The 12,629-nt window shown below is 34.5% G+C and carries 10 protein-coding genes; 7 read left to right on the top strand and 3 right to left on the bottom strand.

Annotated elements, in window-relative coordinates:
- Positions 1-358 precede the first annotated feature (358 nt).
- The 7 genes from thrS (at position 359) to ACKOWY_RS08345 (ending at position 8,419) form a co-directional block, all read left to right on the top strand.
- Entirely contained in the window at positions 359-2,305 is a 1,947-nt protein-coding gene (gene thrS / locus ACKOWY_RS08315; RefSeq protein WP_408940975.1) for a threonine--tRNA ligase, read from the top strand.
- A 16-nt stretch (positions 2,306-2,321) separates the two neighbouring features.
- Positions 2,322-2,876, top strand: a complete 555-nt coding sequence (gene infC, locus ACKOWY_RS08320) for a translation initiation factor IF-3 (protein WP_408941033.1) — start codon at positions 2,322-2,324, stop codon at positions 2,874-2,876.
- A 75-nt stretch (positions 2,877-2,951) separates the two neighbouring features.
- On the top strand, positions 2,952-3,149 hold the full coding sequence (rpmI, locus tag ACKOWY_RS08325) for a 50S ribosomal protein L35 (protein WP_408940976.1): 198 nt from the start codon (positions 2,952-2,954) through the stop codon (positions 3,147-3,149).
- Positions 3,150-3,321: 172 nt separating this feature from the next.
- A complete protein-coding gene (rplT, locus tag ACKOWY_RS08330) occupies positions 3,322-3,666 on the top strand; it encodes a 50S ribosomal protein L20 (RefSeq protein ID WP_408940977.1) in 345 nt (114 codons plus the stop codon).
- A gap of 139 nt (positions 3,667-3,805) precedes the next feature.
- On the top strand, positions 3,806-4,231 hold the full coding sequence (locus tag ACKOWY_RS08335; RefSeq protein ID WP_408940978.1) for a hypothetical protein: 426 nt from the start codon (positions 3,806-3,808) through the stop codon (positions 4,229-4,231).
- 130 nt (positions 4,232-4,361) lie between these two features.
- Positions 4,362-6,221 carry a peptidase U32 family protein gene (locus ACKOWY_RS08340; protein WP_408940979.1) on the top strand — a complete coding sequence of 620 codons (1,860 nt, stop codon included), beginning with the start codon at positions 4,362-4,364 and terminating at the stop codon, positions 6,219-6,221.
- Between the two features lie 62 nt (positions 6,222-6,283).
- Complete coding sequence (locus ACKOWY_RS08345) at positions 6,284-8,419, top strand: DPP IV N-terminal domain-containing protein (protein WP_408940980.1); 2,136 nt, start codon at positions 6,284-6,286, stop codon at positions 8,417-8,419.
- A gap of 135 nt (positions 8,420-8,554) precedes the next feature.
- Here ACKOWY_RS08345 and ACKOWY_RS08350 read toward each other — a convergent pair whose 3' ends face one another.
- The 3 genes from ACKOWY_RS08350 to ACKOWY_RS08360 form a co-directional block, all read right to left on the bottom strand.
- Positions 8,555-9,766 carry an asparagine synthetase B gene (locus ACKOWY_RS08350; RefSeq protein ID WP_408940981.1) on the bottom strand — a complete coding sequence of 404 codons (1,212 nt, stop codon included), beginning with the start codon at positions 9,764-9,766 and terminating at the stop codon, positions 8,555-8,557.
- A 138-nt stretch (positions 9,767-9,904) separates the two neighbouring features.
- Positions 9,905-11,449 (bottom strand): replicative DNA helicase, encoded by a 1,545-nt coding sequence (dnaB, locus tag ACKOWY_RS08355; RefSeq protein ID WP_408940982.1) that lies wholly within the window; start codon positions 11,447-11,449, stop codon positions 9,905-9,907.
- Between the two features lie 139 nt (positions 11,450-11,588).
- Entirely contained in the window at positions 11,589-12,542 is a 954-nt protein-coding gene (locus tag ACKOWY_RS08360) for an acetyl-CoA carboxylase carboxyltransferase subunit alpha (RefSeq protein WP_408940983.1), read from the bottom strand.
- Between the last annotated feature and the right edge of the window lie 87 nt (positions 12,543-12,629).

Consider the following 12,629-nt stretch of genomic DNA (forward strand, 5'->3'; position numbering starts at 1 on the left):
GGCAAAGGTAAGCTTTTATTTATATCCTGCAACTATTTTACTACAGAAAATCAAAAAAAATAACGCTTTTTTATGCAACTCTTGCTTTTCTACTTTTTAACCCCTTGATTCTATGAAGGTTGTTATCCTAACTTTTTTCTTTTAAAAACAAAAAATAGTTTCGAAATCTCTCTCCTAGCCCTGATTGAGACGGTTGCGCTTGCTTGACTCAAGCAAGACTATAGACGAAAGCAGGAACTATCTTTGCAAAAAAGCACCAGGATTCGCTCCTGAAAAAAAATAGTTTAACATATTCTACCTATATATATTGTATGTGTTTCGTTAATCTTCTATATTTGCAGTCCATAAAATTTTAGGAATGATAAAGATTACGCTACCAGATGGTTCGGTAAAGGAGTTTGAAAATGGCTCAACTCCTATGGATATTGCGAAAAGCATAAGTGAAGGATTGGCTCGAAATGTAATTTCGGCATCTTTTAATGGTACCACTATAGAAACTTCGACGGAATTAACCACCGATGGTTCTTTGGTATTGTACACTTGGAATGATAAAGAGGGTAAAAAAGCGTTCTGGCATTCTACTTCGCATGTTATGGCGCAAGTATTGGAAGAAAAATTTAAGGGAATCAAATTAACCTTAGGACCTGCTATTGAAAATGGGTTTTATTATGATGTTGATTTTGGTGATAACAAAATTTCGGATGCCGATTTTAAAGCTATTGAAGATCGCGTTTTAGAAATTTCTAGAGAAAAACATGAGTTTAAAATGCGTCCGGTGAGTAAAGCGGAAGCATTGGAAGTATATAAAAACAACGAATACAAGACCGAGTTAATTTCTAATTTGGAGGATGGAACAATAACTTTTTGTGACCATGCTAACTTTTTTGATTTGTGTCGTGGAGGTCATATTCCGAATACAGGAATCATTAAAGCTATGAAAGTAATGAGTGTTGCTGGTGCTTATTGGCGTGGTGACGAGAAAAATAAACAGCTAACTCGAGTTTACGGAATATCATTCCCTAAGCAAAAGGATTTAACTGATTATTTAGAATTACTAGAAGAGGCAAAACGAAGAGACCATAGAAAATTAGGTAAAGAATTGGATTTGTTTGCTTTTTCAACTAAAGTTGGTCAGGGGTTGCCATTGTGGCTACCAAAAGGAGCTGCTTTGCGCGATAGATTGGAGCAGTTTTTGAAAAGAGCTCAGAAAAAAGCAGGATACGAACAAGTGGTTACTCCGCATATTGGACAAAAAGAATTGTATGTGACTTCTGGTCATTATGCAAAATATGGAGCAGATAGCTTTCAACCTATAAATACTCCAGCCGAAGGTGAAGAGTTTTTATTAAAACCTATGAACTGTCCGCACCACTGCGAAATTTACAATACTAAACCTTGGTCATACAAAGATTTACCAAAACGCTATGCTGAATTTGGAACGGTTTACAGATACGAACAAAGTGGCGAATTACATGGATTAACACGTGTAAGAGGGTTTACTCAAGATGATGCGCATATTTTTTGTACTCCGGATCAGTTAGATAGTGAGTTCAAAAAAGTAATCGACTTGGTACTTTATGTATTTAGTTCGCTTGGATTTGAAAACTTCACTGCACAAATTTCGTTACGCGATCAAGAAAATAGAGATAAATACATTGGAAGCGATGAAAATTGGGAGAAAGCTGAAAATGCAATTATCAATGCCGCTCGAGACAAAGGATTGAATACCGTTGTTGAATATGGAGAAGCTGCTTTTTATGGTCCGAAATTGGATTTCATGGTGAAAGACGCATTGGGAAGACAATGGCAATTAGGAACAATTCAGGTGGATTACAACTTACCGGAGCGCTTTGAATTGAACTATAAAGGCGCTGATGACAAGCTACACAGACCTGTGATGATTCACCGAGCACCGTTTGGATCGATGGAACGTTTTATAGCAATTTTGCTTGAACATACCGCAGGAAATTTCCCACTTTGGTTAATGCCAGAGCAAGCTATTATCCTGTCTTTGAGTGAGAAATATGAAAAATATGCAGAAAAAGTTTTAAATCTGCTAGAAAATAACGAAATTCGCGCCCTAATTGACAACCGCAACGAGACAATTGGTAAAAAAATTAGAGATGCGGAAGTTCAAAAAATGCCGTTTATGCTGATTGTTGGTGAGGAAGAAGAGAAAAACGGAACGGTCTCTGTTAGAAAACACGGACAAGAAGGAAAAGGAAATATTACAGTCAAAATAGAAGATTTTGTTGCAATTATTAATGAAGAAGTTGCCAAAACCTTAAAAACATTTGAAGTTTAACTAAAATTATAAAGCCATAGCAATTAGAAACAACAAGGGGTATCAACCTCGAGTAGAAAAAAAAGATGAACACAGAATAAATAATTTTATTCGTGTTCCCGAAGTACGTCTTGTAGGAGACAATGTAGAACCAGGAATTTTTAAAACAGCGGATGCTTTGCGTCTAGCCGATGAATTAGAATTAGACTTGGTTGAAATCTCTCCTAATGCTGAGCCACCTGTATGTAAAATAATGGACTATAAAAAGTTCGTTTACATGCAGAAGAAACGAGACAAAGAATTAAAAGCTAAGTCGACACAAATTGTAGTTAAAGAAATTCGTTTTGGTCCTCAAACAGATGAGCACGATTACGACTTTAAAAGAAAGAATGCCGAAAAATTCCTTAAAGAAGGAGCAAAATTAAAAGCGTTTGTATTCTTTAAAGGAAGATCAATCATCTATAAAGAGCAAGGTCAAATATTATTATTACGATTGGCTCAAGACCTTGAAGATTTTGGAAAAGTAGAAGCTTTACCAGTTTTAGAAGGAAAGAGAATGATCATGTACATTGCTCCTAAAAAGAAAAAATAGTCTCAGGTTTTATTAAAATTAAACCTTGAACGAAAAATAAGTAAGTAAGTTGAATTTAAATAAATTAGGGAAATTATGCCTAAAATGAAAACAAAATCTAGTGCTAAGAAACGTTTTAAAGTTACTGGCTCTGGAAAGATTAAAAGAAAACACGCTTTCAAAAGTCACATTTTGACCAAGAAATCTAAAAAGCGTAAATTAGCTTTAACACATGCTGCATTGGTTCACAGTACAGACATGAAAAGCATTAAACAACAATTAAGAATTATATAATTAGTAACTAGTAATTAGCTTTTAGTAATTAGCATATTTGCAAATCACTAATCACTATTTACTTATAACTAAAAAATTCTTTAGGTTAAAACAAATTTAATAACCTTGGAGTATGGCCTTAAGTTCCCTTGATTAAATTCGGGACGCCTGCTACAAAAAAAACAAGAAAATTATGCCAAGATCAGTAAATTCAGTTGCTAAAAGAGCAAGAAGAAAAAAGATAATGAAGCAAGCCAAAGGTTTCTTTGGTCGTCGTAAAAACGTTTGGACTGTTGCTAAAAACGCAGTTGAAAAAGCGATGGTTTACGCTTATCGCGATAGAAAACAAAACAAGAGAAACTTCCGTGCTCTATGGATTATGCGTATTAACGCTGGTGCTAGATTAGAAGGAATGAGTTACTCTCAATTCATGGGGAAAGTAAAAGCTAACGGTATCGAATTGAACCGTAAAGTTCTTGCTGATTTAGCAATGAATCACCCAGAAGCTTTTAAAGCTATCGTGAAAAAAGTGAAATAAAAAACGTTTGTACAACTTATTCAACTTACTTATTTAAAATCCCAATCTAACGATTGGGATTTTTTTTTATATACATGATAATTATCGTATTTGAAGATTTATATATTTCTTAAATTGCAGTGAATTAAAACATATTAACATGACTATTCATAATCATTTTCACCTGCACTTTACCTTTTTATTAGTTATTGCAACTGTTCTTGTTTTAATAGCTATTATAATTAAATTACGTTCAAAGAAAGCGCCTAAAGAACTGACTTTAGAAAAATTCAAATCAACCAGAACAACAAATATGGTTGAAATTGTTGATCCAAGAAAAAATATGTTCAACATTTGGCCTTTTGTAAATGATTTAAAAAGATTTAAAATTGTTTCAAAAAGAATAGATGAAAGTAATTTAGTTTACAAAGTTTACCGAGATACCACCGAAACATTTGAACATATTTTATTGACTACAGAAAATGAAAATCAATTCATTGTAATAATTGTGTATGTACCTAACAAAAAGGTAAAAGGATTTTTCTCGTTAAACTTAAATAACAACAAAGAGCTCATTTATTCATAAGATAAAAATATCTCCAATAGATTATTTTTTTTTATAAAAATCCAAAATTCCATTAGATAACTCCAACAAAAAATTAGAACTTTGTGGGCTTTAAAACTTGGTACAAACTAAGTTATAAAAACCCCTTCTAATGAAAAAGAAAATAGAAATATTAGCTCCAGCTAAAAATTTAATACAAGGCATAGCAGCCATCAATAGTGGTGCCGATGCACTTTATATTGGAGCACCCCAATTTGGAGCACGATCAAATGCCACCAATTCTATTGAAGATATTGCCGAATTGGTGAAATACGCCCACTTATTTAATGCTCAGGTATTTGTTGTAATTAATACGATTCTATATGATAATGAGTTAGAAACGTGTCGTAAGATGATTTGGGATTTATACGAAATTAAAGTCGATGCCCTTATCATTCAGGACATGGCTATCTTTGAAATGGACTTACCGCCTATTGTACTTCATGCCAGTACGCAATCTAACAATAGAGATGCCGATAAAATTAAATTCTTAAAAGATGCCGGAATAAAACGAGTGGTATTGGCACGTGAATTGAATTTGCATCAAATAAAAGAAATTAGTGACACAGCCGATGTGGAGCTAGAATTCTTTGTAACCGGTGCCTTGTGCGTTTCTTTTAGTGGAAACTGTTATATGAGTGTTGCCAATGGCGAAAGATCTGCAAATAGAGGGTCTTGCGCCCAAAACTGTCGCTTACCATATAATTTAATTGATGGAAATGGGGATACTTTAATTAAAAACAGCCACCTTCTTTCCATAAAAGATTTGGATGTATCCGATCAAATTCCGAATTTAATTGAAGCTGGAATTTGCTCCTTTAAAATTGAAGGCCGTTTAAAAGATGTAGTTTATGTAAAGAATAATGTATCGTATTTGAGACAAAAATTAGATTCATTTTTAGAAGGTAATGAAAAGTACACCAAAGCGTCTTCAGGAAAATGTACTTATACTTTTGATTCGTCTTTAAACCGAACTTTTAACAGAGGGTATACAGATTATTTTGTTAACGAAAGACACCAATCCATCGGTTCTTGGGAAAGCCCAAAATCGAAAGGACAATATATTGGAAAACTAATTCGAACCGTTGGAAATTCCTATGAAATTGAAAACGGAAACTTATTAAATAATGGAGACGGATTGTGCTACATTAATGATGATAATGAAGCGGAAGGAATTTATGTAAACCGAGCTGAAAATGGTTTTGTTTACCCAAATGTATTGAAAGAAATTAAGGGCGGTACCTTTATTTACCGAAATAACGATGCTGCATTCATTAAAATTGTTGAAAGAGAAGACAGTGCCATTCGAAAAATAAGCACTAAATTACTACTCACGGAGTCAGAAAATGGATTTGAATTAACAGCTACCGATGAAGATGGAAATGTAAGTTCTGTAAATATAGAACACCCTAAAGAGCCGACAAAAAACAACGAATCGATTGAGGAAAATTTCAAAATAAATTTAGCAAAAACTGGATTTACACCTTATACAGCAGATGAAATTACAATTCAGTTTTCGGAGAATTGGTTTCTTCCTATTTCAAAAATTAACGAAATGCGAAGATTGGTTTTTGAGAAATTAACCGAAATTCGATTAGAAAACTACCACGTTGAAGAACAACCAATCGTAAAAACATCGCATCCCTATCCGGAAACAAAATTGGATTTTATGTACAATGTTTCCAATAAATTGGCGCGTAAGTTTTACGAACGACATGGCGTTACCGAAATCGAAAAGGCATTCGAATTGCAATGGGATCCAGGTAAATCGAGGGTGATGACAACCAAATATTGCATCAAATACGAATTAGAAAAATGTCCTAAATACCATAAAGACACCCTTGGCGTAAAAGTAAAAGAGCCATTAGTATTAAAGCAAGGAGAATTGGAATACAAATTAAAATTCAACTGCAAGCCCTGTGAAATGGAGATTTGGGAAAAAGACGCCGAATTTGAAATAGAGGAAGATTAATCATTTGTAACAAAGTATAATTAAAGTGTACTAACACATTTACAATTAAAAAATTTAAGACCATGTTAAAAAAATTAATACTAGCTTTAAGTTTGTTTGCAGCTTTCACATCACAAGCACAATTAAAAACATTTACGCTAGACGAAGCAGTAATGCAACAGGCAAGAGCCTTTAGAGCAGATAAATTGGTTGGTTTCCAATGGATTCCAAACACCACGAACTATGTGTATTACACTGACGCCAATTCAAAAATGATGCAAGCCTCAGCTGCAGATAGTAAAGCAAAAGAATTGGTTACATTGACTGAAATCAACTCTGCTTTAGGAACTAAATTAAAAAGCTTTGCAGGATTGGAATGGATTGATGCTTCTTCGTTTTTAATTTCTGAAAATGGAAAATACTACATTTATTCCATTACTTCTAAAACAGGAAAAAACATTCAAGTAAGTTCCGATTCGGAAGAAAACCAAACATTTGATGCTGCTAAAAATAATCTAGCGTTTACAGTAGATAACAATTTGTATTTCTACAATAAAAACAAAGAAAAAATAACGGTAACCAATGAGACAAATAAAGGAATTGTTTCAGGACAATCTATTTCTCGAAATGAATTTGGAATAAAAAACGGTATTTTTTGGTCTCCAAAATCATCTTATTTGGCCTTTTATCAAAAAGACCAAAGTGAAGTGGCCGATTATCCTTTATTGGACATTAATGAAACTCCGGGTAAATTAGAAAATTTAAAATACCCGATGATCGGACAAAAATCAGAAAAACCAAGAGTAGGTATTTACAATCTAGCAACAGGCAAAACCGTATTTATTGCTCCTAAAAGCGGAAATGCAAACGACTACCTAACCAACCTTTCATGGACTCCTGATGAAAAATACGTTTTGATTGCCGAGTTAAACCGTGAGCAAAACGACATGTATTTAAATGTATACGATGCCAATTCAGGTGCTTTTATAAGAACGATATTAAATGAAAAAAATAATGCTTGGGTAGAGCCAGAACATGAGGCTTTTTTCCCAAATGCCAACTCCAATAACTTTGTATGGTTTAGTGAAAAAGAGGGATTTCAAAACCTGTATTACTATACTATTGAAGGCAAATTAATTAAACAATTAACCAACAATAAATTCCCTGCAAGAGAAATCATTGGAACAAATCCTACAGGAACTGAGATTTATTTCAAAGCAACCGGAGCCAATGCAACCAACATGTTAGTATACAAAGTAACTCTTAGCGGTAAACAAACCTTAATTACAAAAGAGGAAGGAGTACACACCGTTGCTGTGTCTACCGATGGAAAATGTTTTTTTGATGAATTTTCTAATCATTCTACACCATCAAAATCATTGTTATATGATGCTAAGTTAAATGCCACTACCCTATTGGTTAGCAAAAACAAATACGACGGATACCAAATTGGAACTTCCGAAATTAAAACCATTAAAGCTGCTGATGGAACAACCGATTTATACACCCGTTTAATCAAACCTAGCAACTTTGATGCAACCAAAAAATACCCTGTTTTAGTTTATGTATACGGAGGTCCGCATGCGCAAATGATTACCAATTCCTTTTTAGATGGTGCTAATCTTTGGATGTACTGGATGGCAGAACAAGGCTATTTAGTATTCACAGTAGACAACAGAGGTTCAGACAATAGAGGTTTTGCTTTTGAAAGCGTAATCCACGGAAGATTGGGTGTAAACGAAATGGAAGACCAACTGAAAGGGGTTGAATACTTAAAATCATTACCTTATGTTGATGGAAACCGTCTTGCCGTTCACGGATGGAGTTTTGGTGGATTCATGACCACTTCATTAATGTTGAGAAAACCAGACACTTTTAAAGTTGGTGTTGCGGGTGGCCCTGTAACCGATTGGAAATGGTATGAAGTGATGTATGGAGAGCGCTATATGGATACCCCTGCAGAAAACCAAAAAGGTTTCGATGAGGCAAACACCCTAAATTATGTAAATAATTTAAAAGGCAAACTATTATTAATTCACGGAACCAGTGATGATACCGTAGTGATGCAACACAACTTGGCATTAGTGAAAAAGTTCATCGAGGCTCAAAAACAAGTTGACTTTTTCCCTTATCCAATGGCAAAACACAATGTTTTTGGTAAAGATCGCGTGCACTTGATGACCAAAGTATTGAATTACATTATAGAAAACAATAAGTAATCATTTTAGAAGCTATTCCTGCTATTCGTTACAATCTTTCATTTTTTCAGAAAAAATAAAAGGATTTTCACTACTATCAGGGCTAAAAAAAATCCCAAACTAAAGAGTTTGGGATTTTTTATTTTAAGATATTTATTATGTTTTTTGCTTTTTCTTCTTAGCCGCAGGGAATAAAATATTGTTTAGAATTAATCGGAATCCTGGTGAATTGGGATGCAAATCCAATACTGTTGGCGCATCACCTACTCGATGCTGATAATCCTCAGGATCATGTCCACCATAAAAAGTGAAAAAGCCTTTACCTTTTTGTCCGTGAATGTAGCGCGCTTCGCTATTTAATTCATTTTGTCCAAGAATTAATACATTCGATTTAATCAACTCACTATCAAAAGCAGTAGATTGTCCCATAAATCCTTTCACTAATGAGGTGTGATTTTGACACAGCATACTCGGAATCACATCCCATTTAGCCGAAAAATCCATCAAAGTAAAATAATCTTTTTCCATTGGAATTTTTCTTTTTTCAGTCATATCAATATCCGAAAACTCATAATGATCTGGCTTTCTATCTAAGATAAAATTCTTAAAAGCAAAGGTTTTATTGTAATCAATTAACGCTTGATAATTAGGAGAACTGTCATCACCATCAAACATGGGTTCACAAATATCAACTCCTTCAGCTGAAAGTGCAATATCAAAACTATCCGTAGCAGAACACATGGCAAACATAAAGCCACCGCCAATTACAAAATCGCGTATTTTTTTGGCAACAGCCAGTTTCTCTTCTGATACTTTTCCATAACCAAGTTTGGCTGCCAAGGCCTCTGCTTCTTTCTTTTGGTCTATATACCAAGGGGCATTTCTATAAGCTCCATAAAATTTTCCGTATTGACCTGTAAAATCTTCGTGGTGCAAATGCAACCAATCGTATAATATCAATTGATCCGATAGTACTTCTTCATCATAAATTGGTGTAAACGGAATTTCAGCATAAGTCAGAACCATCGTTACCGCATCATCCCAAGGTTGCTTTCCTTTGGGTGTATAAACCGCAATTTTGGGTGCTTTTTCTAATATTACGGTTTCCATATTTTGAGAAGGAGACGAAATATCTGCCAATATGGATTCTTCTTCTGCATCGGATAAAATCTCAAAACTCACGCCACGAATTTGACATTCCTTTCTAATTTCTGGAGCATCGGGTAATAAAAAAGAACCTCCACGATAGTTTAGCAACCAACTCGCTTTATATTTTTTATCCAAGCACCAATAAGTAATTCCGTAGGCTTTTAAGTGATTTTTTTGCGAAGTTTCATCCATTGGAAGCAAAATAAAATTTGCCTTCATAGAAAAGGAAATCAACAAAAGAAAAATTAAATACTGTTTTTTGAAAAGCATTTCATCAAAAATTTATTCAATCCCAAAACGGAATCGATTTCTCAAAGATAGTAGATAAAACTGTAAAGAAAAAGCTAAATTTTTATTCTAAAACGGAACATCACTGTCGTCGTCATTTGAATTTAAATTACTTCCAAACGCTTCATTTGGGGATGGTAAGTTTTTGGTGAAAAACGGATTATCATCCAGGTTCATTTTAGAAGGCAAATCATTAAAAGCAGAACCGTATTCTTCTAAATTATCAAATTTACCAAGGTTTCCAATGAATTTCAATCGGATGTTTTCTAAAGAACCATTACGGTGTTTTGCAATAATAAATTCTGCCTGACCTTCTGTTGGTGATTGCTCATCATCATCCCACTCTTCAATTTTGTAGTATTCCGGACGGTAAATGAACGAAACGATATCGGCATCTTGCTCAATCGCTCCCGATTCACGAAGGTCGGAAAGCAATGGTCTTTTGCTCGATCCACGAGTTTCTACCGCACGCGATAATTGCGACAGCGCGATCACTGGCACTTCCAACTCTTTAGCCAAGGCTTTTAAGTTACGAGAGATTGTTGAAATTTCTTGCTCACGATTACCGCCACCTTTACCGTTTCCGCCGGCAGTCATTAATTGTAAGTAATCCACAATAATTAACTTGATTCCGTGCTGAGAAGTCAATCGACGCGCTTTGGCTCGTAAATCAAATATAGATAATGATGGAGTATCATCAATAAATAAAGGCGCTTTTTCAAGGTCTTTTACTTTCACAGAAAGTTGCTCCCATTCGTGTTTTTCTAATTTTCCGGTACGCAATTTCTCCGAAGATAAACCGGTTTCAGAAGAAATTAAACGGGTAATCAACTGAACCGATGACATCTCAAGTGAAAATAATGCAACAGGGTGGCCAAAATCAATGGCGATATTTCGCGCCATAGAAAGTACGAATGCCGTTTTACCCATACCAGGTCTAGCAGCAATAATAACCAAATCGGAAGGTTGCCACCCCGAGGTTACTTTATCAAGTTTTTCAAAACCAGTTGCAATTCCGGATAGACCTTCTTTATTGGCAATTTCTTCAATTCGCTTTTTCGCCTGAATAACTAAACTTTGTGCCGTTTCGGAACTTCGTTTGATATTTCCTTGTGTCACTTCGTACAATCTGCTTTCGGCTTTGTCTAACAAATCAAAAACATCGGTAGTTTCATCATATGATTCTTCAATAATTTCATTTGAAATTCGAATCAAGCTGCGCTGAATGTATTTTTGTAGAATAATTCTCGAGTGGAATTCAATATGCGCCGAAGAGGAAATCTTTTGCGTAAGCTGAATTAAGTAATAATCACCACCTGCTAATTCTAATTTGGCATTCTTTTTTAACTGAGAAGAAACCGTTAATAAGTCAATAGGCTGAGAATCTGTGAATAACTGAAAAATGGCTTCAAAGATGTGTTTGTGTGCGTCTTTATAAAACGCCTCTGATTGTAAAATATCAATAACCTCATCCACCCCTTTTTTATCAATCATCATCGCACCCAAAACTGCTTCCTCAAGCTCGAGTGCTTGTGGAGGTAGCTTGCCTTTTTCTAGACTGATAATCGGAGTTTTTTCTACTCGTAAAGGATTTAAATTTTTGATATTTTCCATATAGCGAAAGTAACCAATTCTTAGTTTTTATTAAAGTTTAGTTATTACCTTGTCTTGTTGATAACTAAACGATTTTTGTTAACAACCAAAAAAAAATCCGAAACCAAAGGGCTCCGGATTTTAATCTTTTATAGGAAAATTACTCCTTATACTCACCCATTTTACTGTATTTATCCATTCTTTGAGCTACTAGCTCCGTTGTTGATAAATCTTTTAGGTCTTTATAAAATTTGGTTATGTATTGCTGTACTGTTTTAAAAGTAGTTTCTCTATCATAATGTGCTCCTCCTAGAGGCTCCGGAATAATATCGTCTACTAATTTTTGTTTTTTCATATCGGCAGAAGTTAGTTTTAACGCCTCCGCTGCTTGCTCTTTATACTCCCAACTTTTCCATAGAATCGAAGAACATGATTCAGGGGAAATAACAGAATACCAAGTGTTTTCCATCATTAAAACACGATCTCCAACACCTATTCCTAAAGCACCACCTGAAGCTCCTTCTCCTACAATTACGCAGATGATTGGCACTTTAAGTCGGCACATTTCAAGAATATTTCTTGCAATAGCTTCCCCTTGCCCTCTTTCTTCGGCTTCCAATCCTGGATAAGCACCTGGAGTATCAATAAAAGTAACTACAGGAACACCGAATTTTTCGGCCATTTTCATCAATCTCAAAGCCTTTCTATAACCCTCAGGATTTGCCATTCCGAAGTTACGGTATTGACGGGTTTTAGTATTATACCCTTTTTGTTGACCAATAATCATAAATGATTGACCATCAATTTTACCCAATCCACCAATCATGGCTTTATCATCTTTAAAACCTCTATCTCCAAAAAGTTCTAAAAATGTATCGCCACAAATAGCGTTAATATAATCTAAAGTATACGGTCTATTTGGGTGACGAGACAATTGAACTCGTTGCCAAGCCGTTAGATTTTTATATATATTTTTCTTGGTTTCTTCTAGTTTCTTCTCTATCTGTTTGCAGGTGTTGGTAACATCTACATCGGATTCCAAACCAATAATTTCACATTTATCTAATTGGTCTTCTAATTCTTTTATAGGAAGCTCAAAATCTAAGTATTCCATAGTTTTGCTGCGTTTAATTAAATTTGAAGTACAAATATAAAATTTTAAATCTACTCTAAAAGCAATTTTTAAGTATAAGTTGTAAAC

This window comes from Flavobacterium sp., from assembly GCF_046073885.1.
Classification (GTDB): domain Bacteria; phylum Bacteroidota; class Bacteroidia; order Flavobacteriales; family Flavobacteriaceae; genus Flavobacterium.

What these genes read in the sequence shown, in the direction of transcription:
- ACKOWY_RS08335 (WP_408940978.1), top strand. Translation starts at nt 3,806, where the DNA reads ATGACTATTCATAATCATTTTCACCTGCACTTTACCTTTTTATTAGTT.
- ACKOWY_RS08350 (WP_408940981.1), bottom strand. Translation starts at nt 9,766, where the DNA reads ATGAAGGCAAATTTTATTTTGCTTCCAATGGATGAAACTTCGCAAAAA.
- rpmI (WP_408940976.1), top strand. Translation starts at nt 2,952, where the DNA reads ATGCCTAAAATGAAAACAAAATCTAGTGCTAAGAAACGTTTTAAAGTT.
- rplT (WP_408940977.1), top strand. Translation starts at nt 3,322, where the DNA reads ATGCCAAGATCAGTAAATTCAGTTGCTAAAAGAGCAAGAAGAAAAAAG.
- ACKOWY_RS08340 (WP_408940979.1), top strand. Translation starts at nt 4,362, where the DNA reads ATGAAAAAGAAAATAGAAATATTAGCTCCAGCTAAAAATTTAATACAA.
- ACKOWY_RS08345 (WP_408940980.1), top strand. Translation starts at nt 6,284, where the DNA reads ATGTTAAAAAAATTAATACTAGCTTTAAGTTTGTTTGCAGCTTTCACA.
- dnaB (WP_408940982.1), bottom strand. Translation starts at nt 11,449, where the DNA reads ATGGAAAATATCAAAAATTTAAATCCTTTACGAGTAGAAAAAACTCCG.
- ACKOWY_RS08360 (WP_408940983.1), bottom strand. Translation starts at nt 12,542, where the DNA reads ATGGAATACTTAGATTTTGAGCTTCCTATAAAAGAATTAGAAGACCAA.
- thrS (WP_408940975.1), top strand. Translation starts at nt 359, where the DNA reads ATGATAAAGATTACGCTACCAGATGGTTCGGTAAAGGAGTTTGAAAAT.